Genomic DNA, 26,835 nt, shown 5'->3' with positions numbered 1-26,835 from the left:
CGACCTCATCCCCAACATGCCACAGCCGCGCCTTGCGCCGCTGATGCAGGGCTTCGCCAAGGCCGTGGCAGATGCCAACCTCTTCGTGCGAGCCAACGCCGGTTCAAAATGAGGGGATGGGTGAGGGCGCGAAGACATGGTCGAAGAACTAGCTGCATGATACTGGATAAATTGTTGACGCCCTGCCTGGTCCTCGACCTCGGCATCCTCAGGCGCAACCTCGCCGCCATGCAGGCCGCTGTGGCGCGCCACCCTGGCCTCGTGCTGCGGCCGCATCTGAAGACGGCGAAGAGCCTCGAGGTCGCGAGGCTGGCGGCGCCGGGCTTCGGCCCGGTCACCGTCAGCACGCTTGCCGAGGCGCGCTACTTCGCGGCGGGTGGCTGGCGGGACCAGATCTACGCCGTCGGCATCACGCCGCAGAAGCTGGAGGCGGTGGCGGCGATCGAGGCCGAGGTGAAACTCATCACCGACGATCTCGACGCCGCCCGCGCCATCGCCGCCCACCCCGCCAGGCTGCGCGCCCTGATCGAGGTGGATGTGGGCGAGGGCCGCGGCGGCATCCCGCCGGAAAGCCCCCTGCTGCCGGAGATCGCCGCGGCGCTCGGGCCGCGCCTCGCTGGCGTCATCAGCCATTCCGGCCATTCCTATGCCGGGCGCAGCGACGCCGACATGGCCCGCATCGCCGAGGAGGAGCGGGCCGGCATCACCCTGGCTGCGTCGCGGCTGCGGCAGGCGGGGCATGCGGTCCCGATCGTCTCCCTCGGCTCCTCCCCCACCGCGCTGCATGCGCGGCGGATGGATGGCGTCACCGAGGTGCGGGCCGGCGTCTATATGTTCGGCGACCTGTTCCAGGCCCAGCTCGGCACCCATGGGCTGGAGGATATCGCGATGACGGTGCTCGGCTCGGTCATCGGCCGCAGCGAGGCGCGCAACACGCTGCTCCTGGACGCCGGCGCCCTGGCGCTCTCCAAGGACCGCAGCACCGAGGCAGCGCCGAAGGATTGGGGTTTCGGGAGGGTCCTGGACCTGGACGGCAGGCCCCTGCCCGGCGAGGCCTGGATCGCCCGCGCCTATCAGGAGCATGGCGAAGTCCGCGCCCGCGCCCCGCTGCCCATGCTGCCGGTGGGTGCGAAGCTGCGCGTCGCCCCCAACCACACCTGCCTCACCGCCGCGGCGCATGACCGCTACCATGTGGTGGATGGCGGGCGGGAAGTGATCGCGGTGTGGGACCGGGTGAATTACTGGTAGCCCGCGCCTTCCTTCCCCGGCCGGCGGGGGATGGCATGGGTGTGCTGCGGCGTGACGACGGGCGGCCAGCACTTCGTTCGTTCCGCCACCCCCACCCCAACCCTCCCCCCGCCAGCGAGGGAGGGAGCGGCTGACCGCCATCCCGCCTCCGCCTTCAGAACAGCAACGCAATCCAGACGTTCCGTGGACGCGGCGCTGGCACCGGGGCGGGCGCTTTCGCCCTCCCCTACCCGCCTTTAGGGTGCCGCGTTGCCAAACCGGCCCGGCCCCCGCCCGGCCCGCCCTGTTGCAGGAGCGATGCGATGATCCGCCGCTGGCTGTCCCTGCTCTATGTCCAGGTGCTCATCGCGATCGTCATCGGCGTCGCGGTCGGCGCCCTCTGGCCGGAAACCGGGGAAGCGCTGAAACCCCTGGGCGACGGCTTCATCAAGCTCATCAAGATGGTCATCGCCCCGGTGGTGTTCTTCACCGTGGTGCATGGCATCGCCAGCGTGCGGGATGCCGGCAAGGTCGGCCGCGTCGGCATCAAGGCGCTGCTCTATTTCGAGGTGGTCTCCACCTTCGCCCTCTTCATCGGCCTCGCCGTGGCGAAGCTCTTCCAGACCGGCAGCGGCTTCAACATCGACCCCAGCCAGCTCGATGCAAGCGCGGTGCAATCCTACGCCCAGCGCGCGCATACGGACAGCGTGACGGGGCATCTGATGGCCATCATCCCGGACACCTTCCTCGGCGCCTTCGCCGGCGGCGACCTGCTGCAGGTGCTGCTGCTGGCGGTGCTGACCGGCTTCGCCATCAACGCCCTGCCGGAAAAGGCCCGGCTGGCGGCGAGCGACGCGGTGGACGGGCTTTCCGCCATCTTCTTCGGGGTGGTGCGGATCGTGGTGAAGGCAGCGCCGGTCGGGGCCTTCGGCGCCATGGCCTTCACCATCGGCGCCTATGGCTTCGGCTCCCTGCTCCAGCTCGGGGAGCTGGTGGCGACCTTCTACCTCACCTCCATCCTCTTCGTGCTGCTGGTGCTCGGCGCCATCGCGCGCTTCTGCGGCTTCTCCATCCTCCGCTTCATCGCCTATATCCGGGAGGAGCTGCTGATCGTCCTCGGCACGTCGAGCAGCGAGAGCGTGCTGCCGCAGGTGATGCGCAAGCTGGAACGGCTGGGCTGCGCGCCGCAGGTGGTGGGGCTGACCGTGCCGCTGGGCTACAGCTTCAACCTGGACGGCACGAATATCTACATGACGCTGTCCACCATGTTCCTCGCCTATGCGACGAACACGCCGCTGACGCTGGGGCAGGAGATGACGATCCTGCTGGTCGCCATGCTCACCTCGAAGGGCGCCTCCGGCGTGACGGGGGCGGGGTTCGTGACGCTGGCGGCGACGCTCTCGGTCATCCCGGACATCCCGATCACCGCGCTGGCCGTGCTCGTCGGCATCGACAAATTCATGAGCGAGTGCCGGGCGCTGACCAACCTCGTCGGCAATGGCGTCGCCTGCGTCGCGGTCAGCCGCTGGGAAGGCGCGCTGGACACGGCGCGGCTGCAGGCGGAGCTGGCGCGCGGCCCGGATGCGCCGGCCCTGGCGGAGCCCGTTCCGGCCCGGGCCACGGGGTAAGGGCAGCAGGTCCCGGCCGCCGGCCCGGGGTCACTCCGGGCGCGCCCATCCGGGGTAGGCCGGCAGCCCGTCCGCCAGGCTGACCCAGCCCAGGCGATGGGCGGTCTGGGTATGGTCCTGCGGCGGCACCGCCTCCGGGTCGTCCAGGCTGGCGGTGGTGATGTCGATCTCTGCCGCATAGGCTGCGCTCTCATAGGTGAGCGAGGTGCCGCAGCGCGGGCAGAAGGTCCGGGTGACGCCGGGGCTGGAGGCGTAGCGGGCGGGCGTGCCGGCCAGCAGCCGGTATCCCTCCCGCGGCACCGAGAACCAGGCGACCACCGGCGCCCCCGCGGCGCGGCGGCAACTGCCGCAATGGCAAAGGGTGGGGTGGAAGGGCGCGCCATGCGCCGCGTACCTGATCTCGCCGCAAAGGCAACCGCCGGTGAGCATACGCCTCTCCTTTCCCGGGGACGGGCATGATCGCCGGCGCGGCCCGGGGCGCGTCAATCGCGCCGGCTTGCCCCGAGGAGCAAGAATGGGCGAGGCTGGCCCGGAGGAGACCCAGCCCATGCCGCCAACGCCCCTTTTCCCGCCTGCCCGCGTGGTGCCGCTCGGCGGCGGGGCGAAGCTGATCTTCTGCTCCGGCGTCACCGCCCGCGGCAGTCAGGCGGCGGGCCGTTCCGTGCAGGAACAGGCGCGGGAATGCCTGAACAAGCTGGAGCGCGCCCTGGCCGCCGAGGGGGCGCGGCTGGAGCATCTGCTGAAGATCACCACCTGGCTCAGCGACATGCGCCACTATGAAGGCTTCAACGAGGCCCGCCGCGCTGCCTTCGCCGGCATGGAAACGCCGCCCGCCAGCACCTGCGTCGGCGGGGCGCAATTCACCTCCACCGATGTCTGCATCGAGATCGAGGCGATCGCCGTGCTGCCGGGGCCGAAAGCATGAGCGCGAGCCTCGCCGAACGGATCCGGACGGAATCGGCGCGGCTGGCCGCGCTCTGCGTCGCCTGCGGCGAATGCGTCCGGGCCTGCCCGATGACGCCCTATGCACCGGGGGCGGAGGCGGCGGCGCCGAATGCCGTGGCCGCCGGCATGCGGGACGTGCTGCAGGATGGCGAGGGCACGCCGGAAGCCCGCGCCTGGATCGCCGCCTGCACCCGCAGCGGCGTGTGCAGCCCGGCCTGCCCGGAGGGGCTGGACGCCGCCTTCATGCTGCGCCTGGCGCAGTGGCGGGCCAAGGGCGCGCTCGGCAACGCGCCGCTGATCCCGGTGAAGGAGGACACGCAGTACTCGCCGAAGGTGAAGGCCTTCGCCCGGCTGACCCTGACGGAGGAGGAGCAGGCGAAATGGCTCTGAGTCCTTCCCACGACGTCGCTGCGCGCCATCCTGGGGACCCCGGGAGTCGCTGCCTTCCCGAAGCCTCCCACAGCCTGAAGCGGCAAAGCCGCTACACCGGGCAGCGACCATGACGGAGAGGACGCCATGACGGAGAGCGCCACCGCCATCTTCTGGTATGGCTGCAACATGACGCGGCATGGCGAGGTGATCCGCGCCACCACCCGCTTCCTCGAAGCCGTGGGCGTTGCCGCGGAGCCCTCCGGCGGCCCCGCCCATTGCTGCGGCAGCCCGAAGGATGCGAGCGCGCGCATCAATGAGGGCATGGCGCGGCGGACCATCACCGGCTTCAACGCCAGGCTGGCCGGTGCGGCCGATCCGGACCCCCAGGCTGCGCCTTCCGATCGTCGGACGGGCGCGGGCGGGCAGGTCATCACCTGGTGCCCCTCCTGCCACATGAACATGCAGGACAGCATGGCGCCGGTGACGCCGACCAATTTCGAGACCGTCCACATCACCGAGGTGCTGCATGCGCGGCAGGAGAGGCTGCGGCCGCTGCTGGCGCGCCCGGTGAAGCGGCGCGTGCTGCTGCACCAGCATCTCGGCTTCAACGGCCGCGTGCCGGTGAATTCCATGGTGGCGGAGCTGCTGCGCCTGGTCCCGGGCCTCACGCTGGCGGAGCACCCTTACCGGGCGCCGGGGCATATGTGCTCCTCCCTGGCCGGCGTGCCCGGCGCGCTGGCGGATGCGCAGCGTGCCACCCTGGCGGCGATGGCGGAGACGGGCGCGGACACCCTCTGCACCATCTTCCATTCCTGCCATCGGGACGCGGTGGCGCTGGAGCGCCACGGCATCCAGGTGGCGAATTGGATCCACCTGCTGGCCGAAAGCGCCGGCTGGCCGGCCGAGGACGAATACAAGGCCTGGCGCAACGCGGCGGATGCCGGCGCCGCCATCGGAGCCGAACGGATGGGCGCCGCCGGGGCCGTCGCGGTGGAGAAGCTGGTGCTGCCGGAACTGGCCAAGCCGCCGGTGGTCTGACGCCGCCGGATGCGAGGCCTTCGGCCCGTGGCGACTCCCCGGGTCCCCATGCGCTGCGCAGCAGCATCATGGGGATAAGGATCACCCCTCGATCGTCAGGTTCAGCCGCTCCGCGATCTCGGTCCATTCGCGCAGGTTGCGCTCGATCTGCGCCCGGAAGGTGGCGGGGTCCTGGTAGCTCGGCACGGTGTCCACCGCCAGCAGGCGCCGATGCGTCTCCGGCTTCCCCGCCGCCACGCGGAAGGCCGTATCCAGCCGGTCCAGGATGGGCTGCGGCGTGCGGGCGGGGGCGAGCAGGCCGGAGAAGCCGTTGAAGGAAAAGCGCTCGGAAAAGCCCAGCTCCTTCAGCAGCGGCACCTCGCCCAGCGCCGGGATGCGGCGGTCCCCGGCCGTCGCCAGCGGGCGGACGCGGCCGGCCTTCATCATCTCCCCCGCCGCGGCCATGGAATGGAAGCCGCCATGGATGGCGCCGGCCAGGATGTCCTGCAGCATCGGCGTCTCGCCGCGATAGGCGACATGCTCCATCTTCAGCCCCGCCTCCTCCGCCAGCAGCAGGGCGAAGGCATGGCCGGTGGAGCCCGGGGCGTAGGAGCCGAAGGAGAGATCCCTGCCCTTCGCCCAGGCGAGGAATTGCGGCCAGGTGGCGATCTCCGCCGGCACCCGCGGCCCGACGACGAAGGTGGTGGAGGTGGTGCCGAGCCGCCCGATCGGCGCGAAATCCTTCACCGGGTCATAGGGGAAGCGGCGCATCACCACCGGCGTCTGGACATGCGTGGTGATGGTGAAGAGCAGGGTGTAGCCATCCGGCACCGCCTTCGCCGCCGCCTCGGTGCCGACCATGCCGCCGGCCCCGCCGCGGTTCTCGATGACGATGGGCTGGCCGAGTTCCGGCTGCATCCCCTCCGCCGCGATGCGCGCCCAGGTATCCGTACCGCCGCCGGGCGGAAAGGGGACGATGAAGCGGATGGGACGGTCCGGATAGCTGCCCTGGTAGCTCCCTTGGGCCCGGGCCAGAACAGGGGTGGCAAGCGCGGTCAGCGCCAGCAGCCGGCGACGATGCATGCGGTTTCCTTCCCTCTTGGGCCCCCGGATGGCGGGCCTGCCCCGTTCGGGGTCGGTGCAGCCTTTCACATTCGCGGCCCGTCCCGGAAGGGCCGCGATGCCGGGACGCCCGGCAAGGCTTCCGGATCGCCGGCCCATGCCTCCGCCGGCGCGCCGCCTGCGGCGGCCATGGCGCTCGCGCCTGCGCCGGGCAGGATCCTCGCCGGGGCGGCACCGGGCCGCCGCCCGCGACGCGTCATCCCATGAAGGAAGGCGCGTGATCCTGCCGCGGCGCGGCGCCCGCCGGTGAAGCCCGGCGGCAGAAGGCCGGCCTTGTTTCGCTGCCCGCCTCGACATGAGGGTATGTTATAATGTAACGTCACTACCCTGTCATTGCGGGGCCTCCATGATGCTTTCATACCGTGCCGCCTTGCTCTCTGCGGTCGCCGCCGTGGCGTGCCTCGGCGTGCCGCCGCCATCCTCGGCGCAGGTGACGACCATCCTGCCGGAGATCTCGGTCACCGCGAGCCCCATCGCCGGCAGCCAGCCCGGCAGCTTCGTGCCGGTGACGACGATCGACCGCTCCCGGATCCTCCGCGAACCGGCCCGCTCCCTGGGCGACGTCCTGCTCAACGAGCCGGGCGTTACCGGCACCAGCTTCGCCCCCGGCGCCAACCGCCCGATCATCCGCGGCCTCGACAATTTCCGGGTCCGCCTGCAGGAGAACGGCTTCGGCGCCGGCGACGTCTCGGCCTATGGCGAGGACCATGCGGTGCCGCTGGATCCGCTCTCGGCGCAGCGCATCGAGGTGATCCGGGGGCCCGCCTCGCTGCGCTGGGGCTCCCAGGCGATCGGCGGCGTCGTGAACGTCATCAACAACCGCATCCCGACCGCCCTCCCCGACCGCGCGGTGCAGGGGCAGGTCTTCGGCGGCTGGAATTCCGGCACAAGCGGCTGGGACGGGGCGGCGACGGCGGAGATGCGGGCGGGCCGCTTCGTCCTGCATGGCGATGTGTTCGGCCGCCAGGACGGCAACTACCGCATCCCCGGCGGCAAGCGGCAGGCCAATACCGGCCTCAGCACCGATGGCGGCGCGGTGGGCCTCAGCTACATCTTCGACCAGGGCTTCATCGGCACCTCGATTTCGCGCTTCCACAGCCTCTACGGCATCCCGGGCGGGGAGGAAGCGGCGCTCGGCACCCAGATCAGCATGGAGCAGGTGCGCTGGGCGAGCCGCGGCCAGTACCGGCCGACTGCCGGCCCGATCCAGGCGGTCAATTTCTGGCTGGGCTACACCACCTACCGCCACGAGGAAATCGGCGCCGAGCACGAGGAGCACGACCATGACCACGATCATGAGCATGAAGAGGAAGGCGGCGGCCATGCCGAGACCGGCGGGGGCCGGCACATCCATGGCGGCTTCCGCAACCACTCCTGGGACAGCCGCTTCGAGCTGCAGCACGTACCGGTCACGACGGGCCTCGGCGAGCTGAACGGCAGCATCGGCGTTTCCTTCGAGCAGGAGCGGCTGCGCACCACGGGCGAGTTCTTCGAATTCCTGCCGCCCGCCCAGACGGACCGCTATGCGGGCTACGTCTTCGAGGAGCTGACCCTGGCGCCCGGCTGGCGGCTGCAGGGGGCGGCCCGCATCGAATTCGTCCGGGTCGATGGCTCCACGGCGACCTTCCCGGGCGGCAACCTGCCGCTCAGCGCCGACCAGGAATTGGAGAACATCACCCGCCGCCGCAATTTCACGCCGGTCAGCGTCAGCCTCGGCCTGCTGCACGACCTGCCCTGGGCCATGCAGCTTCGCCTGACCGGCCAGTATGTCCAGCGCGCCCCCAGCGCCGCGGAGCTGTATTCGCGCGGCGCGCATGATGCGTCCGGCACCTTCGACATCGGCGATCCGAATCTGGGCATGGAATCGGCCGGCACGCTGGAGCTGGGGCTGATGCGGGAGGTCGGCTCCCTCCGCTTCGACACCAGCGCCTATTACTCGCGCTTCGACGGCTTCATCTATCACGCGCTGACGGGCAACAATTGCGGCGAGAGCTTCAGCTCCTGCGCGCCGGGCGGCGATGGGGAGTTCCGGCAGGTAGCCTACGGCCAGCGGGATGCCACCTTCTATGGCGTGGAGGCGAAGGCGGAGCAGGACCTGCTCAGCTTCGGCGACAACACCCTCGGCGTCTCCGGCCGCTATGATTTCGTCCGGGCCGAATTCGCCGATGGCGGCGGCAACCTCCCGCGGATCCCGCCGCACCGCCTGGGCGGCGGCGTGTGGTGGCGCGGGGTGAATTGGCAGGCGAGCGTCGACTATCTCCACGCCTTCGACCAGACCCGTATCGGCGCCAATGAGACGCCCACCAAGGGCTATGACCTGCTGGGCATCCGCGTCGGCTACACCGCGCATGTCAACGATACGACGGCGGTGAACCTCTCCGTCATCGGCAGCAACCTGCTGGATTCCGACATCCGCAACGCCGCGTCCTTCAAGAAGGACGAGGTGCTGCTGCCGGGGCGCAGCGTGCGCTTCCTGCTGACGATGAATTTCTGAGCGCGCGGCCGGCTGCGGGGAGGCAAAGGCCCGCAGCCCTGCAGCTTCGGCAGGGCGCTCAGCCCCTTATCCGCGCGCGGCCGCCGCCTGCGCGTTGCCGTCGCTCGCCGCGCGCAGCAAGGCGAGCATCGCGCGGTTGAGCGGCGTCGGCATGGCGTGCCGCTCCCCCGCCGCCACGACGTAGCCGGTCAGCGCCTCGGCCTCCAGCGACTTGCCGGCCATGGTGTCGTGATACATCGATGTGCCGGCCTCCTCCGGGAAGGTCATGAGGGTGGCCCAGACCGAAGCGGCCTCCTCGGGCGCCAGCGCCACCCCCTCGGCCCGGCCGACCGCCACCGCCTCCTCCAGCAGGGCGAGGCCGAGGGCGCGGATATCCGGCCGCCGCAGCACGCGCTGGCGCTGGCGGGTCAGGGCGGTCAGCGGATTCGCCACGATGTTGAGCAGCAGCTTGCGCCAGGCGAGGACGGGGAAATCCGCCGCCTGCTGGGCGCTGAGCAGGCTGCCGCGGAACAGCGCCGCGAAGTCCCGGCCATGCGCATCGTCCGGCACCACGACATCGGGCGCCGGGACATGGCGGAGCCGCACCTCCCCGGGCGCGATGCGCTCGCCATTGTAGTAGACGATCACCGGCACGACCGGCGCCTCGCCCAGGAAGGGCCGCACCCGCTCCGCATGGCCCAGGCCGTTCTGCAGCACCGCCACGCGGGTGCCGGGGCCGGCCAGGCTTTCCAGCCAGGCGCCGGCCGCCGCCGTATCCTGCGCCTTGGTGCAGAGCAGGATCCAGTCCACCGGCGCGGCCTCGGTCGGGTCGGTCAGGCAGCGCAGCTTCACCTGCGCCATGCCCTCCGGATGGTGGAAGCCCAGCGTCCCGAGCGGCCGGCGGGCGCAGGCCAGGACATCATGGCGGCCGGCCAATTGCAGCGCCGCCGCGGCGACGCCGCCGATTCCACCCAGGCCGACAACGGCGATTTTCTGCGGCGTCATGGCACGCGCTCCTGCTTCCTGCGGGCATAGGGTCCCTGGTATCGGGCGGCCTGGCGGCGGCGGTGCGCTACTCCACCCCCAGCTCCGCCCCGCACAGCTCCCGCCCCTCCAACCGCATCTCATGCCCGTCGGCGAATACCGCCACCAGATCGGCCCGGCAGGCGGCGGCTTCCAGCTCCGCCTGCTCGCCCGGCGCCAGCTCCGCGCCCAGCCGGTTCGGGCCGCGTTCGGTGCCCGGCGCATCGGCATAGACCGCCACCACCGGTACCGTCCCCGTATTCCGTAGCCGGAAGCCGCCGCCGGCGGGTGCCGCGCCGGGCGCCGCCTCGCCCTCCAGCACCTCCGCCGCCGTCCAGCCCGGGCGCAGCGCGATCACCGGCGTGGCACAGATATCCACCTCCCGCCGTTCCTCCGCCGCGCGATTGTCGAAGACGATGCGGAGATCCGCCCGGCAACCGCCCGCGAATTCCACCGCATGGCTCGCGCCGGCCGGCAGCAGAGTCTCGCCCAGCCGGTCCTCGCCCCAATCATCATCGTCGGGCGGGCTGAGATAAAGCTGCTCGATGGTGCGCGGCATCAGGTTGCGCAGCGTCACCCGCCGCACCTCGCCCGCCGGGGCCTGGCCGAAGGCGAAGGGACCGCCGGCGCAGAGATCCACCCCTTCCTGTACCGCCTCCTGGTCGTTCTCGAACACCGCGCGCAGGTCGAAGCGGCATTCCTGGGCGCGGACCCGCAGGGTGAAATTCTCCCGCGGCGAGATGATGGAAGCCCCCAGCCGGTCCGGCCCCCAGCCGCCGGCGCCGACGCGCCGCGCATAGAGTTCCCGGATGGTGCGGCGGCCGCGATTCTCCACCTGCGCCTCCCGCACCGGCAGGTTCGGGTCGCCGAAGGCGAGGCGCGGCGTGCGGCAGAGATCGACGCCGCGCCGCATTTCCTCGGTGTCGTCGGAGAACACCGCCTGCACGTCGAAGACGCAGTCGCTGCCGCGCAGCCGCAGCCGGTAGCGCTCCCCGGGCGAGACGGTGGAGCTGCCGAGCCGGTCCCGCCCGCGCTCGGCCGCGCCGGGGCGGGCCAGGTAAAGCTCCCGCAACTCCTGATCCGCGTCATTCGCCACCTCCACATCGCGGCGAGGGCCGGTCTCGGCCAGGCGCAGGCGCGGGGACTGGCAGAGATTCACCCGGCGGCGCAGCTCCTCGCCATCCTCCAGCACGCCGCGCACCTCCCAGTGGCAGGTCCGCGCGGCCAGCGGCACGCGCAGGCTGCCGCGCGGCGGCAGCACATTGCTGCCGAGGCGGTCCGGCCCCTCCGCCTGGCCGGGCTGGAAGAGGTAGAGCTCATACAGCGTCTGGTCCGTCTCGTTGGCGATGGTCGCCTCGCGCGGCGGCTGGGGCGGCGGGGCCTGCTGCGCCTTCGCCGCGGCGCCGAGCGCCAGCAGCAGGGACAGGATCAGGGACAGGCGCATGCAGGACTCCTCCGCGAGGCGCCGGAGGATGCCGGGGCGCTCCCCCGGCTTGCAAGCGGCCCTTGCGTCCCCGGTCAGCGCGGCGGATTCTCGCCGAGATCCCACCAGATGCCGGCCATCAGCCCGAGACCTTCGCGCAGCAGCGGCGCCAGGGCGTGTTCATCCGGCCCGTGCTGGTTGCAGCCGGGATAGGAGTTGGGGATCCAGATGCAGGGCGCGCCGAGGATCTTGAGGAAGAGGTCCGAAGGCGAGGAGCCGGAGGAATTCGGCACGATGTTCGGCGCCCGGTTGGTGCTGCGCTGCATGGAGCGGGCGACGGCCTTCACCCAGGGGTCGTCCGGATCGGTGCGGCTGGCCGGGAACATGCTGCGGCTCATCGCTTCCTCGATCCGCACCATGGGGAAGCCCTCGGCATCCAGATGGCGGCGGAGGTTTGGGATGATGGTCTCGGCCGGCACGTCCACGGTATGGCGCACCTGCAGCCGGGCGCGCGCGCGGCCCTGCACGGCATTGGTCGGCGCATCCGGGTGGCCGCAGGTGAAGGCCAGGACGATGACGCTGGTCTGGGCATAGACGCGCTGCGCCTTGGAGAGGCCGGGCTCACCCCAATCCGGGCTGCCTTCCGGAATGCCCGGCATCTCCTCGAACTCCAGCGAATCCACCGCCGCCCGCACCGCCTGCGGCACCTGGGCCGGCTGCCAGCCGGGGACGCGGATTTTTCCGCGCGGCGTCACGATGCGCGACAGGGCGTGGGCGAGGACGAAGCCGGCATCGTCCAGGATGCCGCCGAAATGGCCGGAATGATGCTCGCCGGGGCGGAAATCCACCACCAGGTCGAAGGCGACGCCGCCGCGGGCGCCGAGCGTCATCTCCGGCACGGCGGTGCTCTGCCGTGGGCCGTCGAGCGCGATGAAGACATCGGCGGCGCAGAGATCGCGGTGGCGTTCGAGGAATTCGGCGAGGCCGGGGGAGCCGACCTCCTCCCCCGTCTCGACGAAGAATTTCACGTTGAAGCCGAGGCGGCCGCGCTCCGCGAGGACGGCGCGCAGCGCCTCCAGCGCGATGAGATGCTGGCCCTTATTGTCCACCGTGCCGCGGCCGTACCAGCGATCGCCTTCCAGGGTGACCTTCCAGGGGTCGCGGTGGTTGCTCCATTGCGGGGCGAGGCCGCGCACCACGTCGCCATGGCCGTAGATGAGGATGGTGGGCAGCGCCGGGTCCTCGAGGCGCGTCGCCAGCAGCACGGGGCCGCGCCCGGCTTCGGGATTCTCCAGTAGCTGGCTGGCGAAGCCGAGCGGCGCCAGCATGGGCGGCAGGGTCTCGGCGCAGTAGCGGATGAGGTCGGGCAGGCGCTCCGGCATCTGGCTTTCGGTTGGCACGGCGACCAGGGTGCGGAGCGCGGCGAGAAACGCGCCCTGATCGAAATAGGCATGGGCGCGGGCAATGGCGCCCTCGCGGGAAGCAGGCATGACGGACCCCCCTTCGGCTGGCGCCATGCTGCGGGGCGGACGGGGTGCGGTCAACGCGGCGGGGCCCGCCTCGCTGGCGCGTCGGCCATCGCCGGAACGGCCGGGCTGCATTAGCCTGCCTCCGGGCCATTCATTCGGGCCGGCCATCGGCTGCGGGAGTCAGGGCATGAGAGTTGGCGTCTTCCTGTTTCACGAATCTCGCTACCCATCGGCGGATGCGCAGGTGATCGACGAGGCGGTCCGCGAGGCCAAGCTGGCCGAGGATGAGGGCATGGATGCCGTCTTCCTCGCCGAACACCATTTCGACGGCAATTGCGCCTATGTCGATCCGCCGACATTCGCCGCCGCCCTGGCCATGGCGACCAGCCGCATCAAGATCGGCTTCGCCGTGCTGCAGACCTCGCTCTACCACCCGATCCGCATGGCCGAGCAGATCTCGCTCATCGACAACCTGGCCAAGGGGCGGCTGATCGTCGGCCTCGGCCGCGGCAGCATGGTCAACCTGCACGAATACAGCGGCTATGAGATCGACCCGGACAGCGCCCAGGAACGCTTCGAGGAGATCGAGCAGATCCTGCTGCAATGCTGGACCAGCGAGCAGCTCAGGCATGCCGGCAAATACTGGAATTTCGACGTCCCGATGATGCTGCGGCCGCGGCCCTACACCAAGCCGCATCCGCAGCTCCTGCGCAGCGTCGCCTCGGAGGGTTCGATCGCGGCGCAGGCCCGGCAGGGCCGCCCGGTGCTGATGGCGGCGGCGACCGCCGCCGGCGCGGCGCGCAATGTCGAGGCCTACCGCAAGGCGGCGCAGGAGGCCGGTGTCAGCGCCGACCGGATCGACCACGCCATTGCCGAGAGCTGGGTATCCCGCACCGTCGTCCTGGCGCCGACCGACGAGGAGGCGCATGCGGTCGGCATGCCCTATTTCCGGCAGATGCAGACCTACCGCGCGGCGCAGAGCTCGGCCTTCGAGGCGATGGTGGCCAAGGCCAATGCGCAGCCCGCCCCGCCAGTGCTCTGCGGTTCGCCGGAAAGCATGGTGGAGGATTTCCGCAGCCTGGCCAGAACCGGCATCGGCGGCGTCAGCATCCGCTTCCGCACCGGGCCGATGCCGGCGGAATTCTCCTCCCGCGCGCTGCAGCTCTTCATGCGGGAGATCGCGCCGGAAATCAGGGAAAGCGCGCCCCTCCCCGCGGCGTCCTGAACCCGGCCGCCCGGCGGGGATCGCTCTGCGTCGCCAGCCCGACGGCCAGCATGCGGGCGATGCCGAAGCGCATCGCCAGCCAGCCGCCGATCAGGTTGGCGCCGATCCCCGCCGCCTCATAGAGCAGGCAGCGGATCGCCGCCGTCATTGCCTGCGCCGCCCGGATCGACCGAAGCTCCCATTCCACTGCAAGAGCGAGGGAGGCTTTCCATGGCTTTGCCACTCACCGGCCGCGTCGCCCTGGTCACCGGCGGGTCCCGCGGCATCGGCGCCGCGATAGCGCTTGCCCTGGCCGAGGCGGGCGCGGCCGTCGGGGTCAATTACCGCGCCGGCGCGGCGGCGGCGGAGGCGGTTGCCGGCACCATCAATCAAGGTGCCGGCAAGGCCGTCACCGTTCAGGCGGATGTCTCCGACAGCGCCGCCGTCGCCGGCATGGTCCAGAGCGTCGCGGAGCGGCTCGGGCCGGTGGATATCCTGATCAACAATGCGGGCGTCGCCCTGATCCGCGGCATCGACGACCTGACCGAGGCCGATTTCGACGCGACGATCGCGGTCAACCTGAAATCCGCCTTCCTCTGCACCCAGGCGGTGCTGCCGCATATGCGCGCCCAGGGCTGGGGCCGGATCGTCAATATCTCCTCCGGCGCGGCGCGCGGGGCGGGGGGCGTCGGCCTGCACTACAACGCCTCCAAGGCCGGGCTGGAGGGGCTGACCCGCGGCTATGCCGCCCGGCTGGTCAAGGAGGGGATCACGGTGAATGCGGTGGCGCCCTCCCTGATCGAGACCGACATGGTGAAGGCGGGCCTGGCCCCGACGCCGGTGCGCATCCCGCTCGGCCGCTTCGGCACGCCGGAGGAGGTGGCGCAGGTGGTGATGCTGCTGATGGCCAACGCCTATATGACCGGCCAGACCGTGGCGCTTTCCGGCGGCATGGCATTCAACTGAGAGCGGCCGGGAGACGGGTGCCGCCCGCCGCTGCCCGGCCCCGCTGCCGCCGCGGCAACCGCGCGGCGACGGCGGGCGCCGCCCGGTTCCGGCCGTGCCGCCACGGCCGGGCGATGCCATGGGACCGGCCCGGCCACGCCGGGTCCGGCCCCGCTACCGCCGCGGCAACCGCGAGGCGACAGCCGGCCCCGCCCGGTTCCGGCCGTGCCGCCACGGCCGGGCGATGCCATGGGACCGGCCCGGCCGCGCCGGGTCCGGCCCCGCTACCGCCGCGGCAACCGCGAGGCGACAGCCGGCCCCGCCCGGTTCCGGCCGTGCCGCCACGGCCGGGCAATGCCATGGGACCGGCCCGGCCGCGCCGGGTCCGGCCCCGCTACCGCCGCGGCAACCGCGAGGCGACAGCCGGCGCCGCCCGGTTCCGGCCGTGCCGCCACGGCCGGGCGATGCCATGGGACCGGCCCGGCCGCGCCGGGTCCGGCCCCGCTGCCGCCGCGGCAACCGCGAGGCGACGACCGGCGCCGCCCGGTTCCGGCCGTGCCGCCACGGCCGGGCGATGCCATGGGACCGGCCCGGCCGCGCCGGGTCCGGAGCGGCTTCGCCGCGGCGCGGGTTACTGCGGCTGCCGGATCAGCAGCACATCCGCCGGGGCCGAATGGAGGATCCCCTTCGCGGTGCTGCCGATGAGGATGTCGAAGGCGGCGCTCCGCCCATGCGTGCCCAGCACGACCAGGTTGACGTTCCTCTCCCGCAGATAGGCGCGAATCACGGCTTCCGGCGGACCATGCTCGATCAGCACCCGGACCCGGCGCCGCACCTCCTCCGACAGCGCCGAGGCGGCGAGGAATTCGTCGCAGGCCTCGACCTCCAGCGCCCGGAAGCGGTCCCCGAGGTCGTGCCGGTCGAGCAGCCCGGCGAAGGGCATCTCGAAGGCGTGGAGCAGGGTGATGGCGGATCGCGGGAAGAGCTTCGCCGCGGCCTCCAGGGCCTGCCGCGAGGGGTCGGAGAAATCCGTCGCCACCACGATCTCGTCATAGGGCCGCAGCCGGCTCTTGACGGTCAGGATGGGAATGGTCGAGCGGCGGACCAGGCGATCCACCGTCGTGCCGAGGAGCTGGCGCCCCAGGCTTTCGTCGCGCGCCACCCCGGTCACGATGAGGCCGCACCCTTCCGCCTGCGCGACCTCCTCGATCACCGCGGCCGGCATCCCCGTCTCGACGCGGACCGCGACATCGCCGGGCTGCTCGCGCAGATCGCGGCGGATCTGCGCCTCGACCAGCCGGGCGGGATCCGGCGGCCGGCGCCAGGTCGGCAGGTAGTCCAGCCGCCGTGCCTCGAGAAACGCCTCCGCCGGGTCCATCGCATGCAGGACGAGCAGGCGGGCCTGCCACTGCCCGGCGAGCTGGGCCGCGCGGTCCAGCGCGCGATCGCACCGGCTGCTGAGATCGGTCGCCAGCAGGATCTTCCCCGGCGTGGTCCAGGACGGTGATGCCAAGGCTCGATCCTCCGCCATGTTGCGCATGGGCCAGGCTCGCCGCCCGTCTTGAGGCAGGCCTTGATCTATGACAAGTCGTTAATCTTTCCGCCATGGTCTCCTCGGCCAGCCGCGGATCGCAGGCCCTTGCCGCGCCGGCCTCAGGAGGTAACTGCGGTGCCGACACTTACCCTGATCGCGCTCGGCCCGTGCCTGGCCGGCCTTCTCGCGCTGATCGCGGGGGCCGAGCTGGTGACGCGGGGCGGCAGCGCCCTGGCCGCCCGGCTCAACGTGCCGCCGATTCTCATCGGGCTGACGATCGTCGCCGTCGGAACCAGCATGCCGGAGCTGGCGGTCGGGATTGATGCCGCCCTGCAGGGCAATGGCGCCCTCGCGGTCGGCAACATCGCCGGCACCAATACGGTGAACCTGCTCCTCATCCTCGGGCTCAGCGCGCTCATCCGGCCACTCGCGCTGCACCGGCGGAGTCTCAGGCTGGACCTGCCCACCATGGTCGTGGCGGCCCTGGCGCTGCTGCTCCTCGCCATGGATGGGCGCCTGTCGCGCGCCGATGGCGCGATCCTGATCGCCATGGGCGTGCTCTATACCGGTGCGATCCTCTGGACCGCCGGGCAGGAAAGCCGTGCCGTCCGGACGCAATTCCAGAAGGAATATGCACCCCCGGAGAATGGCCGGACCGACGGGCAAAGTGCCCTCCACAGCGGCGCGGCGCTCATCCTCGGCATCGCCGTCATCGTCGTCGCCGCGGATTGGTTCGTCGATGGCGCCGTCGCCCTGGCGCGGCTCTGGGGCGTCTCCGATGCCTTCATCGGCCTGACCGTCGTCGCGATCGGCACCTCCTCGCCGGAGCTGGTGACGACACTCGTCTCCACCGTCCGGGGGGAACGCGAGATCGCCATCGGCAATCTGCTGGGCAGCAGCGTCTACAACATCGTCTTCATCCTCGGCGCGACCTGCGTCGTACCCGCGGGGGGGCTTCCCGTCGATCCGGCACTGATGCGCGTGGACATCCCGGTCATGGCGCTCGTGGCGCTCGTCTGCATCCCCGTCTTCCTGAGCGCGCGGCGGGTCTCGCGCACCGAAGGAGCGCTGTTCGTCGGCGCCTATGGCGTCTATCTCGGCTATCTGCTGCTGACCCGCATGTGAGATGCCCTGCGGCCCCCGCGCCCCGGCCGCGAAAGGCGGGAATAGAGGGGTCCGGGACAGGTACGGGTGGCGATGGCGTCCAAGGGCGGCGATCTCGCATATGGCAGACAATGTCCGGGCAGATCGACGATCCGGCCCGGGAGCTGCCTGCGCACATTTCACACCGCCGCGGGGCGCTGCGCTGCAGGGCGGCCGTCATCGCTGCCGCAGGAGGCCTCGCAGGCCCAACGCCGAGGGCAGGACGGGCCAGCAGGGCGGCAGGCAGCAGCCAGGCCCCGTCCGCAGCATCAGCCCCACCAGCCCCGCCAGGCTGAGGGCCGCCAGCAGCACCGCCCGGCTCTCCTCGAAGGCGGTCACGCCCGGCGGGCGCAGGCCGATGAAGGCGCGGTCCGGCGCCTTCGGCGGCAGCCAGGGCGACATGGGCAGCAGGCCCGGACGCTGCCGCCAGGGCGGCCTCGGCCAGCGCCGCCAGGCTCGGCGGCGGCGCCGCCGGCCCTGCGGCGGGCAGGTCGCCCAGCAGCACATCCACCTCATCCTTCAAGATCAGCACGCTGCCGGTGAAGCAGAGGACCGGGAAAAGGGCCTGGCCAGCAGCCCGGTCCAGCGGTGCGTCGCGGAAGTACGCCTAGTATCTTCCCTTCTGGGCCTGAGGTTCATTTTCCTCGGCGCCGTAGCGGCCGCGTCGTCCGGCCGAAAATTCTTTTGGATCAGATGTTTGCTTATTTAAGGCTTTCCCCAAGCGAGCCTCCTGTCGAGAGGCGGCCCCAGCAGCCATGCCCGCCCGCATCGCCGACAGCAGCGCCGCCGCGGCATCGGGACCGTGCTCGCGCTGTTAGAGATGCCGCGCCAGGCTGCGCCGGATGCGCGTGGATGCTTCTGGCCAATGTGGCCGAACGACGCTCCGCCACCGCAACCGGCGCCCTGCTGGGATGCGCGCCGGCGCTTGGGCGGCCCTACTGCGCCGGGCATACCCGCGGCGGCCAGTCGGAGTATGCCCTCAGGGAGGAGGCGAGGCGGGGAGGGTCGGTACCGCCAGGGCTCCGCTGCACCGATATGGGAGATAATGTAGGAGACGCCCGCGAGCGCCGCGGCCAAGGCCTTGAAAACCCTGGCGTCCCCTAGGGGATTCGAACCCCTGTTACCGCCGTGAGAGGGCGGTGTCCTAGGCCTCTAGACGAAGGGGACTGAGGCGAGGCGCGCCTTCTAGCCGCGACCGGGGCGGGGATCAAGCGCCCATCCGCCGCCTGGGGCGGGATTTCGCTCGCTCCCCGGCGCCGAACGCCTCTCCTCCCCCGCTTCACCGCCCCGGCCGAATTTCCCCCACCACCTGCCCACGCTTCGGGTCCACCAGCACCACCCGTTCCCCCTCGGGCCGCTGCAGCAGCACCGCCACCGCCTCCCCGGCCGCCGCTACCCCGGCAATGCGCGTCCCCTCCGGCGCCTCCAGCGCCAGCTCCCACCGCCCGCCCGCGCCCAGCCCGCCACCGGCGCGCTGGACGAGCAGCACGACGAGCGTCACGGTGCCGGCGACGATCAGCACCCCCATCCCGATGACCAGAGCCTTGAGCGCGCCCACCGAATCTCCCCCCACCGCCGAGACCATTTCCATCACCGCCGGGCCCGAGGCGGCGGGCGAGCGCGCCGACCGCTTCCTCGCGGCGGCGATAGGCTCGCTCTCCCGCTCCCGCGTCAAGGCGCTGATCGCCGCCGGCGCCGCCACCCGGGACGGCGCCCCGCTGCGCGATGCCGCGGAAGCGGTGAAGCCCGGCGCCACCTATGCCCTGGCCATCCCCGCCGCCGCCCCGGCCCTGCCCATGGCGCAGGACATCCCCCTGACCATCCTGTTCGAGGATGCCGAGCTGATCGTGCTGGACAAGCCGGCCGGCCTCGTCGTGCACCCCGCCCCCGGCAACCAGGACGGCACGCTGGTGAACGCCCTGCTGGCCCATGCGGGGGAGGACCTGCCCGGCATCAACGGGGAAAGGCGCCCCGGCATCGTCCACCGGCTGGACAAGGACACCTCCGGCGTCATGGTCGTGGCGAAGACGGAACGGGCGCTGCGGGCGCTCTCCGAGGCCTTCGCCACCCGCGACCTGGACCGGGAATACCTCGCCCTGGTCTGGGGCCTGCCGCAGCCGCCGGCCGGCGAGATCGAGGGCCCGATCAGCCGCCACCCCACGGACCGCAAGCGCATGGCTGTGACCACGCGCGGCGGCAAGCCGGCGCTGACCCGCTATGCCACCACCCGCGCCTGGGGCGCCGCCTGCGCCCTGCTGCGCTGCCGCCTGGCGACCGGCCGCACCCACCAGATCCGCGTCCATCTGGCGGAATGCGGTCACCCTTTGATCGGCGACCCCGTCTACCTGCGCCGCACCCCTGCCGCCGCCCGCCTGCTGGCCGAACCGGCGCGGGAGGCCCTGCTGAGCTTCCCCCGCCAGGCCCTGCACGCGGCGACGCTGGGCTTCCGCCACCCGGTCACCGGCGCCGCTTTGCGCTTCGAAAGCCCACTGCCCCCGGATTTCGCCGGGTTGCTGAGATTGCTGGACGGTAACGCGGAGTAACCGACTCCGATACTCGGTTTTTATGGACAGCGCAGCCCAAAGGCGGTACAAACTCCCCGAAGGCAGCGCCCCCGGGTGCCACTCAACCCTCGTTCCGCAGCCTTACTCGCCCTGTCGTGACCGGGGCATGCGGGCCGGGCGGGCCTGTGGGGCGTTCGAACTGCCAGGCATGCGCGCCGGCCGGGCCCCGCCGTCACGGGGAGGCTCCTCGGCGCAGGAGGCAGATATCCCTATGGCTTCCAGCTCCATCATCCCGATCGCCCCTGAGGGCAACCTCTCCCGCTACCTGCAGGAGATCCGCAAATTCCCCATGCTCTCCGCCGAGGAGGAGCTCGAACTCGCCAAGCGCTGGCGCGACCACAGCGACGAGCGCGCGGCGCACAAGCTGGTGACGTCCCACCTTCGGCTCGTGGCCAAGATCGCCATGGGCTATCGCGGCTACGGCCTGCCCGTCGGCGAACTGATCTCCGAGGGCAATGTCGGCATGATGCAGGCGGTGAAGCGGTTCGACCCGGACCGGGGCTTCCGCCTCGCTACCTACGCCATGTGGTGGATCCGCGCCGCAATCCAAGAGTACATCCTGCACTCCTGGTCACTTGTGAAGATGGGCACCACGGCGGCGCAGAAGAAGCTGTTCTTCAACCTGCGCCGGCTGAAGGCGCAGATGTCCGCGCTGGAGGATGGCGACCTGCAGGCCGAGCAGGTGGAGAAGATCGCTCACGCCCTGCAGGTGCCGGAACAGGACGTGGTCTCCATGAACCGCCGCCTGGCCAGCCCCGACCATTCCCTGAACGCCCCGGTGCGGGCGGACAGCGAGGGCGAGTGGCAGGACTGGCTGGTGGACGAGCAGGAGACCCAGGAAAGCGCGCTGGCGGACCGCGAGGACCTCTCCAACCGCCGCGCCCTGCTGGGCGAGGCGCTGAAGACGCTGAACGAGCGCGAGCGCCACATCCTGATCGAGCGCCGGCTGAAGGACGAGCCGACCACGCTCGAGGAACTCTCCCAGCAATACAACATCAGCCGGGAGCGGGTGCGGCAGATCGAGGTCCGTGCCTTCGAGAAGCTGCAGAAGAGCATGAAGCAGCAGGTGGTCGAGCGCAGGCTCGCGGTCTGAGACATGCGCAGGCGCGCGGCTTGAGACGTGCGCAGGCGCGCGGTTTGAGGCGGGCGCCGGAACGGATGGGCGGCCGGGGCAACCCGGCCGCCCTGCTCATTTCCGGCGCGGATCACCGGCATCCCGCAGGATGATTGGCGCCGGCGCCGCGCACGCGCCAGATTTGCGGGCGAAGCAGGAGCACCGCCATGTCCATCCACCCGGAGGCCCGTATCGGCCATGTGCATCTGAAGGTGGCCGATCTCGACCGCGCCCTCCACTTCTGGCGCGACGTGATCGGGCTGGAGGAGCAGGCGCGCATGGGCAACCGCGCCGCCTTCCTCTCGGCGGGCGGCTATCACCACCACATCGCGCTGAACACCTGGGACAGCGCCGGCGGCGAGCCGCCGCCGCGCGGCAGCACCGGGTTGTATCATGTCGCGCTGGTCTATCCGGACCGGGCCGCGCTGGGCGTGGCGCTGCTGAAGGTGCTGCAGGCGGGGGTGGAGCTGGAAGGCGCCTCGGACCATGGCGTCTCAGAGGCGGTCTATCTGCGCGACCCGGACGGCAACGGGGTGGAGCTCTACCGCGACCGGCCGCGGATCGAATGGCCGCGGGACCCGGAAGGAAATCTGCGGATGACCAACCGGCCGCTGGACCTGCAGGCGCTGTTGGCGGAAGGGGCGGCGGCGGAAGCGGCGTGACGAGGGCTCCGCCCCCGTAAGCCCCCGCCAGGGGCTCTGCCCCTGGACCCCGCCGTGAGTTTGCTGGCTGGCCCCCGAGCCGGAAAACTCAGACCCGGGTCCGGTGCCAGGGGCGGAGCCCCGCTATGCCACACCGGTCACGCCGCCGCGTGGTCCCGCACGTGTTCCGCCAGAAACCGCGCCGCCTGGGCGGGGCGGAACACCTATGCGTGCCGGCCACCGCCGCCCGCCGGCCCCGCCACCCTGGCGCCGGAGCCGGGGCCGGCCTACATGGCGCGCATCATGGACGCGAATCTCACCGCCCCGGCCGATGCCGCCACCAGCGAGGTCGCCGCCGAGGCGGCGCGCCGCCGCACCTTCGCGATCATCGCGCACCCGGATGCCGGCAAGACCACGCTGACGGAGAAGCTGCTGCTGAAGGGCGGCGCCATCCAGCTCGCCGGCGCGGTGCGCGCCAAGGGCAATGCCCGCCGCACCCGGTCGGACTGGATGAAGATCGAGCAGGATCGCGGCATTTCCGTCGCCACCTCCGTGATGACCTTCGAGCGCGGCGGGCTGGTCTTCAACCTGCTGGACACGCCGGGCCACGAAGACTTTTCCGAGGACACCTACCGCACCCTGACGGCGGTGGACGCCGCGGTGATGGTGCTGGACGCGGCGAAGGGCATCGAGAGCCAGACCCGCAAGCTGTTCGAGGTCTGCCGGCTGCGCGACATTCCGATCATCACCTTCGTCAACAAGATGGACCGGGAATCGCGCGACCCCTTCGAGCTGATCGACGAGATCGAGAAGACCCTGGCGCTGGACGCCGCGCCGGTCGCCTGGCCGGTGGGCCGCGCCAGCGAATTCGCCGGCACCTGGGATTTACTGGAGAAGCATTTCCTGCCGGTCGATGCGGATGATTCCAGCGCCGTCGCGCTCTCCGGCCTCGACGACCCGAAGCTGGATGCGCTGGTCGGCGCCGAACGCGCCGCGGCGCTGCGCGAGGAAGCCGAGCTGGCCGAAGGCGCCTGCCCGCCCTTCGACCTGGAGGCCTTCCGCCAGGGCACGCTGACGCCGGTTTTCTTCGGCTCGGCGCTGCGGGATTTCGGCGTCGGCCATCTGCTGGACGGCCTGGCCCGCTACGCCCCGCCCCCCGGCGCGCGGGAGGGCGATCCGCGCGCGGTGGCGCCGGAGGAGCCGAAGCTGACGGGCTTCGTCTTCAAGGTCCAGGCCAATATGGACCCCAACCACCGCGACCGCGTCGCCTTCGTCCGGCTCTGCTCCGGCAAGCTGGTCAAGGGCATGCGCCTCAGGCAGGTTCGCACCGGCAAGCAGGTGCCGGTGAACGCGCCGCTCTTCTTCTTCGCCAAGGACCGCCAGGTGGCGGAGGAAGCCTGGCCCGGCGACGTGGTGGGCGTCGCCAACCATGGCACGCTGCGCATCGGCGACACGCTGACCGAGGGCGAGGAGCTGCATTTCCGCGGCGTGCCGAGCTTCGCGCCGGAAATCCTCCGCCATGTGCGGCTGGAGGATCCGATGCTGGCGAAGAAGCTGAAGACCGCGCTGGACCAGTTGGCGGAGGAAGGCGTGGTGCAGCTCTTCCGTCCGCTCGACGGCTCATTGCCGGTGGTCGGCGTGGTCGGCCAATTGCAGCTCGACGTGCTGCAATCGCGGCTGAAGGTGGAATACGGCGTCCCCGCCGGCTTCCAGGACACCATCTGGTCGATGATGCGCTGGGTCGCCGGCGAGGATAAGGCGGCGCTGGAACGCTTCGCGCAGCAGAACCGGCGCGACGCCGGCGAGGACCATGACGGCGCCCTCGTCGCCTTCTTCGGCTCCGACTGGCGGCGCAAGCGCGCCGAGGAGGAATGGCCGATGCTGCGCTTCCACGCCGTCAGGGAGCAGCACGGCTTGGTGGCGGCGCGGAAATAGGCCCGGGCTCTCGTCCCAGCTTGATGTCCAGCGCCCAGGCCCCTGGCCCCGCGGCGACGAAATAGAGGAAGACGAAGCAGTAGAGAATCGCCGCGTCGCCCCCGTTCAGCGCCGGGAAGGCGCTGCGCGGCGCGTGGAACAGCCAATAGGCGAAGGCCATCTCGCCCGCCAGCACGAAGGCGACCGGCCGGGTGAAGAGGCCGAGCACCAGCAGCGCGCCGCCGACCAATTCCAGAATCGCGCCGAACCACAGCAGCGAGACGGCGGCCGGCAGCGTTCCGCCCATGGGCGGTGGAAAGCCGAATAATTTCTGCGTGCCATGTTCCAGGAAGATCAGCGCCGCCACGATGCGCAACACGGCCCGCATGCGCGGCGCCAGCAACACCATATCCCACATGGATGGGCCTCCTTGGCTGAAGCGGCCCGCCGGCGCGGGTCCGTGCCGCGCGTGTAGAGACTTTCCGCGCATGCGGCCATCGCAATCGGCAGCGGGGGAACCGCGGCCGACGGCACGGTGTTTTTCGCCCAACAGCGCCGGCCACCGGCGCAGCGCAACTGGGAGAATGCCATGAGTCTCGCGACCGACGCGCAATTGGCGCAGCTTTCGCTCGCCGCCTATTCCGACACCGCTGCCGGCGTGCCGCCCGGATTCAGCACCCTGGCCATCGACTCGCTGCCGATCGACCCCGCCACCGGCGCGAGCTTTGCAAACGGCGTATATCACAATGGCAATGCCGCCGCGCTGGTGACGAGTGCGGAGCTGGACGGCCAGACCTCGCTCGTCGTCGCCTTCCGCGGCAGCGATGACGGCGTCGACAGCCAGCATTCGCTGAGCGGCATCAACCAGGATTACGCCCTCTTCGCGCCGCTGGTGGCGGCGGTGGATGCGGCGGCGGCGAGCGGCGCCTACGACCAGGTGGTGGTCACCGGCCACAGCGCCGGCGGCGCCATGGCGCAGCTCTACATGGCATCGCATCCGGACCAGCCGGGCAGCATCCCCCATGATGCGGTGACCTTCGGCTCGCCGGGCGCCATGCTGCCGCCGGGCGGCGATGCGCGGCCGACCAATTACGTCGTCGCCGACGACCCCGCCGTGTTCCTGGGCGCCCACCGTGCCGAGATCGGCGAGGTGCTGCGCGCCGATGGCTATCTCGCGGATGCCGCGGCGGCGCGCATCTCGCAGGAAATGCCGGGACTGACGCATGACGCGGCGCTGGCGACGCTCGGCACGCTGACGGTGAATTACGAGAATCGCGGCGACATCGTGCTGCTGCCGACGGCGGAGGGCCAGCTCTCGCCGGAAGCGGATATCGCGGGGCTGGCGCAGCTCGACCCCACGCGCCATGACATCGAGACCTATCTCGCGGGGATGCAGGCGGCAGCGGCCGGCGGCCCCACCACCCTGGTGCCGCCCGCGCCGCAGGGCGATCCGGGCCTCGCCTTCCTGCGCGACGTCTATAACAGCGACCCGCCGCCGCCGAGCATCGATGCGGCAGGGCAGGTGCTGGAGAGTTGGGCGCAGGACCTGCGCGACGACGCGCAGCCCTGGCTGAACGATGCCTTCACCACGGTGCGGGACGGGCTGGGCGATCTTGGACACGACCTGAACTTGATCTGAGAATACCAGGGGGCTCCGCCCCCGGGCCCCCGCAGGGGCGCTGCCCCCATCGAACGCATGCGTCCGGTCCCCGCCGGGGACCGGACGGTCCCCGGATCCCGGCCTGAGTCTCGGGGCCGAGGGTGGAAGCTGCGCGGCGGCTCAGCCGGCCGGGCGCCCGTCGAGGATGCGCCACAGCAGGAAGGCCAACGCCACGGCCAGCCCCAGAAGGAGCCAGGGCACGGCGGCCAGTGGCGCCAGGCCGAGCAGCGCCGGCAGCACGCCGGCGCCAAATGTCGCCGCCGCCACCTGGAACCCCACCGCATGCGCCGCCGCCGCGGCGCCGAGCCGTGCCGGCGTGCGGGCCATCAGCGTGGGGTAGAGCGGCGCGAGCGCCACCGCCAGCAGCGCCAGGAAAGGCGCGCCCAGCCCGAGCGCGAAGCCGGCCGAGCCCAGCAGCATCGGCGGCAGCACGGCGCGGAGCAGCCGGTCCGCCCCCAGCCTGTCCACCACGAAGCCAAGCAGGATGCGCCCCGGCGCCAGCGAGGCCCAGAACAGCGCCGTTGCCGCGCTCCCCGTTTCGGCCGAGGCGCCGCGGCTTTCCACCAGCACCGTCGCGGCCCATTGGCCGGTCCCCGCCTCCAGCCCGCAATAAAGAGCGAAGGCGGCGATCTGCCGCCGCGCGAGCGGCAGGCGCAGCACGGCAAGGGCGGTGAGGCGCGGACCGGCGGCGGCGGCCTCCTCCTCCTCCCCTGCCTGCCAGCGTCCGCGCGTCGCCAGGAAGCCGAGCGCCAGCGCCGCCAACACCAGCCCGACCGCCCCCCAGGCGGCGCGCCAGGGGAAGCCTGCGGCCAGCAGCGCGGTGGCCATGGCCGGGCCCAGCGTGGCGCCGAGGCCCCAGCAGGCATGCATCCAGTTCAAATGGCGCGGCGCGAAGCGGGCGGCGGCGAAGGCGTTCAGCGCCGCATCCACCGCGCCGCCGCCGCAACCGCCCAGCAGCGCCAGCAGGACCAGTACCGGGAAGGGCGGCGCCAGGGCGAAGCCCAGCGCCGCGGCCGCCGTCGCCGCCACGCTGGCCGCCAGCACCCCGCCGATGCCGAGGGCGGCGATCAGCCGCCCCGCCAGCAGGCTGGCGGTGAAGGTGCCGGTGGAGGTGGCCGCCAGCAGCAGGCCGAGCGCCGCGTGCGGCGCAGCGTAATCGGCCCGCAGCACCGGCCAGAGCGCGCCCGGCATGGTGTCCGGCAGGCCGAGGCCGATGAAGGCGAGATAGGCGAGGAGAAGCAGCGGCACGCGCGGCCCTTAGACCAACCGCCGCGGCCTGTCGCCACCCATTGCCGGTCCGGGGAGCCCGCGCCGGGCCCCGGGCAGGAGCCTCCGGAGATCCTGGCCCAGCGGTTCCGCGGGGGGGGCGCTCCGGGCAGCCTCCGACCGGCCGGGCTTACTGATCGAGAAATCCTTT

At 71.6% G+C, this 26,835-nt stretch carries 25 protein-coding genes and 1 tRNA gene; 14 read left to right on the top strand and 12 right to left on the bottom strand.

What is annotated here, in order from left to right; translation table 11 throughout:
- Positions 1–156 precede the first annotated feature (156 nt).
- On the top strand, positions 157–1,248 hold the full coding sequence (locus tag E5N76_RS28240) for an alanine racemase (protein ID WP_187830463.1): 1,092 nt from the start codon (positions 157–159) through the stop codon (positions 1,246–1,248).
- Between the two features lie 302 nt (positions 1,249–1,550).
- The gene (locus E5N76_RS28235; protein ID WP_149541315.1) at positions 1,551–2,855 is read left to right on the top strand and encodes a dicarboxylate/amino acid:cation symporter; all 1,305 of its coding nucleotides are present in this window, start codon (positions 1,551–1,553) and stop codon (positions 2,853–2,855) included.
- Positions 2,856–2,885: 30 nt separating this feature from the next.
- Here the strand turns inward: E5N76_RS28235 and E5N76_RS28230 are convergent, their stop codons facing one another.
- Positions 2,886–3,284 (bottom strand): GFA family protein, encoded by a 399-nt coding sequence (locus E5N76_RS28230; RefSeq protein ID WP_149541314.1) that lies wholly within the window; start codon positions 3,282–3,284, stop codon positions 2,886–2,888.
- 118 nt (positions 3,285–3,402) lie between these two features.
- Between E5N76_RS28230 and E5N76_RS28225 the strand changes: the two genes are divergently transcribed.
- From E5N76_RS28225 to E5N76_RS28215, 3 genes are all read left to right on the top strand, one after another.
- The gene (locus E5N76_RS28225; protein WP_187830462.1) at positions 3,403–3,780 is read left to right on the top strand and encodes a RidA family protein; all 378 of its coding nucleotides are present in this window, start codon (positions 3,403–3,405) and stop codon (positions 3,778–3,780) included.
- A complete protein-coding gene (locus E5N76_RS28220; protein ID WP_149541312.1) occupies positions 3,777–4,190 on the top strand; it encodes a 4Fe-4S dicluster domain-containing protein in 414 nt (137 codons plus the stop codon). The genes E5N76_RS28225 and E5N76_RS28220 overlap by 4 nt, the downstream gene beginning before the upstream one ends.
- Positions 4,191–4,316: 126 nt before the next feature.
- A complete protein-coding gene (locus E5N76_RS28215) occupies positions 4,317–5,210 on the top strand; it encodes a (Fe-S)-binding protein (RefSeq protein ID WP_149541311.1) in 894 nt (297 codons plus the stop codon).
- 81 nt (positions 5,211–5,291) lie between these two features.
- On the opposite strand, the gene E5N76_RS28210 is transcribed toward E5N76_RS28215, so the two are convergent.
- Positions 5,292–6,272: a Bug family tripartite tricarboxylate transporter substrate binding protein gene (locus tag E5N76_RS28210; protein ID WP_187830461.1), complete on the bottom strand. Its 981-nt coding sequence runs from the start codon at positions 6,270–6,272 to the stop codon at positions 5,292–5,294.
- A gap of 388 nt (positions 6,273–6,660) precedes the next feature.
- Here E5N76_RS28210 and E5N76_RS28205 point away from each other — a divergent pair, with 388 nt between their 5' ends.
- Positions 6,661–8,805, top strand: coding sequence for a TonB-dependent receptor (locus E5N76_RS28205; protein WP_187830460.1), 2,145 nt, complete (start codon positions 6,661–6,663; stop codon positions 8,803–8,805).
- Positions 8,806–8,871: 66 nt separating this feature from the next.
- On the opposite strand, the gene E5N76_RS28200 is transcribed toward E5N76_RS28205, so the two are convergent.
- From E5N76_RS28200 to E5N76_RS28190, 3 genes are all read right to left on the bottom strand, one after another.
- Entirely contained in the window at positions 8,872–9,789 is a 918-nt protein-coding gene (locus E5N76_RS28200) for a 2-dehydropantoate 2-reductase (RefSeq protein WP_149541308.1), read from the bottom strand.
- A 67-nt stretch (positions 9,790–9,856) separates the two neighbouring features.
- Positions 9,857–11,251 (bottom strand): hypothetical protein, encoded by a 1,395-nt coding sequence (locus E5N76_RS29930; RefSeq protein WP_187830459.1) that lies wholly within the window; start codon positions 11,249–11,251, stop codon positions 9,857–9,859.
- 74 nt (positions 11,252–11,325) lie between these two features.
- Positions 11,326–12,720 (bottom strand): M20/M25/M40 family metallo-hydrolase, encoded by a 1,395-nt coding sequence (locus E5N76_RS28190; RefSeq protein WP_149541307.1) that lies wholly within the window; start codon positions 12,718–12,720, stop codon positions 11,326–11,328.
- A gap of 166 nt (positions 12,721–12,886) precedes the next feature.
- Here E5N76_RS28190 and E5N76_RS28185 point away from each other — a divergent pair, with 166 nt between their 5' ends.
- Positions 12,887–13,924, top strand: coding sequence for an LLM class flavin-dependent oxidoreductase (locus E5N76_RS28185; RefSeq protein WP_187830458.1), 1,038 nt, complete (start codon positions 12,887–12,889; stop codon positions 13,922–13,924).
- Here E5N76_RS28185 and E5N76_RS28180 read toward each other — a convergent pair.
- Positions 13,890–14,072: a hypothetical protein gene (locus E5N76_RS28180; protein ID WP_149541305.1), complete on the bottom strand. Its 183-nt coding sequence runs from the start codon at positions 14,070–14,072 to the stop codon at positions 13,890–13,892. The genes E5N76_RS28185 and E5N76_RS28180 overlap by 35 nt on opposite strands.
- A 62-nt stretch (positions 14,073–14,134) precedes the next feature.
- Between E5N76_RS28180 and E5N76_RS28175 the strand changes: the two genes are divergently transcribed.
- Positions 14,135–14,869: an SDR family NAD(P)-dependent oxidoreductase gene (locus E5N76_RS28175; RefSeq protein WP_149541304.1), complete on the top strand. Its 735-nt coding sequence runs from the start codon at positions 14,135–14,137 to the stop codon at positions 14,867–14,869.
- A gap of 610 nt (positions 14,870–15,479) precedes the next feature.
- On the opposite strand, the gene E5N76_RS28170 is transcribed toward E5N76_RS28175, so the two are convergent.
- A complete protein-coding gene (locus E5N76_RS28170) occupies positions 15,480–16,361 on the bottom strand; it encodes a universal stress protein (RefSeq protein ID WP_187830457.1) in 882 nt (293 codons plus the stop codon).
- A 156-nt stretch (positions 16,362–16,517) separates the two neighbouring features.
- Between E5N76_RS28170 and E5N76_RS28165 the strand changes: the two genes are divergently transcribed.
- Positions 16,518–17,507 carry a calcium/sodium antiporter gene (locus E5N76_RS28165; RefSeq protein WP_207792136.1) on the top strand — a complete coding sequence of 330 codons (990 nt, stop codon included), beginning with the start codon at positions 16,518–16,520 and terminating at the stop codon, positions 17,505–17,507.
- A 195-nt stretch (positions 17,508–17,702) separates the two neighbouring features.
- On the opposite strand, the gene E5N76_RS28160 is transcribed toward E5N76_RS28165, so the two are convergent.
- From E5N76_RS28160 to E5N76_RS28150, 3 genes are all read right to left on the bottom strand, one after another.
- Positions 17,703–17,927, bottom strand: coding sequence for a hypothetical protein (locus tag E5N76_RS28160; protein WP_149541302.1), 225 nt, complete (start codon positions 17,925–17,927; stop codon positions 17,703–17,705).
- A gap of 689 nt (positions 17,928–18,616) precedes the next feature.
- Positions 18,617–18,692, bottom strand: a tRNA-Glu gene (locus tag E5N76_RS28155).
- A gap of 112 nt (positions 18,693–18,804) precedes the next feature.
- Positions 18,805–19,083 (bottom strand): DUF6476 family protein, encoded by a 279-nt coding sequence (locus tag E5N76_RS28150; RefSeq protein WP_149541301.1) that lies wholly within the window; start codon positions 19,081–19,083, stop codon positions 18,805–18,807.
- Here E5N76_RS28150 and E5N76_RS28145 point away from each other — a divergent pair.
- The 4 genes from E5N76_RS28145 (at position 19,058) to E5N76_RS28130 (ending at position 23,779) form a co-directional block, all read left to right on the top strand.
- Positions 19,058–20,068: an RluA family pseudouridine synthase gene (locus E5N76_RS28145; RefSeq protein WP_149541300.1), complete on the top strand. Its 1,011-nt coding sequence runs from the start codon at positions 19,058–19,060 to the stop codon at positions 20,066–20,068. The genes E5N76_RS28150 and E5N76_RS28145 overlap by 26 nt on opposite strands.
- Positions 20,069–20,300: 232 nt before the next feature.
- Positions 20,301–21,182, top strand: a complete 882-nt coding sequence (gene rpoH / locus E5N76_RS28140) for an RNA polymerase sigma factor RpoH (RefSeq protein WP_187830456.1) — start codon at positions 20,301–20,303, stop codon at positions 21,180–21,182.
- A gap of 188 nt (positions 21,183–21,370) precedes the next feature.
- Positions 21,371–21,865, top strand: coding sequence for a VOC family protein (locus tag E5N76_RS28135; protein ID WP_149541299.1), 495 nt, complete (start codon positions 21,371–21,373; stop codon positions 21,863–21,865).
- Between the two features lie 282 nt (positions 21,866–22,147).
- Positions 22,148–23,779 (top strand): peptide chain release factor 3, encoded by a 1,632-nt coding sequence (locus E5N76_RS28130; RefSeq protein WP_149541298.1) that lies wholly within the window; start codon positions 22,148–22,150, stop codon positions 23,777–23,779.
- On the opposite strand, the gene E5N76_RS28125 is transcribed toward E5N76_RS28130, so the two are convergent.
- The gene (locus tag E5N76_RS28125; RefSeq protein ID WP_149541297.1) at positions 23,742–24,176 is read right to left on the bottom strand and encodes a DoxX family protein; all 435 of its coding nucleotides are present in this window, start codon (positions 24,174–24,176) and stop codon (positions 23,742–23,744) included. The two genes, E5N76_RS28130 and E5N76_RS28125, sit on opposite strands and share 38 nt — an antisense overlap.
- Before the next feature lie 171 nt (positions 24,177–24,347).
- On the opposite strand from E5N76_RS28125, the gene E5N76_RS28120 reads away from it, so the two are divergent.
- Positions 24,348–25,397, top strand: coding sequence for a lipase family protein (locus tag E5N76_RS28120; protein ID WP_149541296.1), 1,050 nt, complete (start codon positions 24,348–24,350; stop codon positions 25,395–25,397).
- Positions 25,398–25,538: 141 nt separating this feature from the next.
- Here E5N76_RS28120 and E5N76_RS28115 read toward each other — a convergent pair whose 3' ends face one another.
- Complete coding sequence (locus E5N76_RS28115; RefSeq protein ID WP_149541295.1) at positions 25,539–26,666, bottom strand: MFS transporter; 1,128 nt, start codon at positions 26,664–26,666, stop codon at positions 25,539–25,541.
- Positions 26,667–26,835 lie beyond the last annotated feature (169 nt).

Source organism: Siccirubricoccus phaeus (genome assembly GCF_008360935.1).
GTDB lineage: Bacteria > Pseudomonadota > Alphaproteobacteria > Acetobacterales > Acetobacteraceae > Siccirubricoccus > Siccirubricoccus phaeus.
The sequence above is the reverse complement of the archived record's forward strand: the minus strand, read 5'-3'. Positions and strand labels throughout refer to the sequence as shown.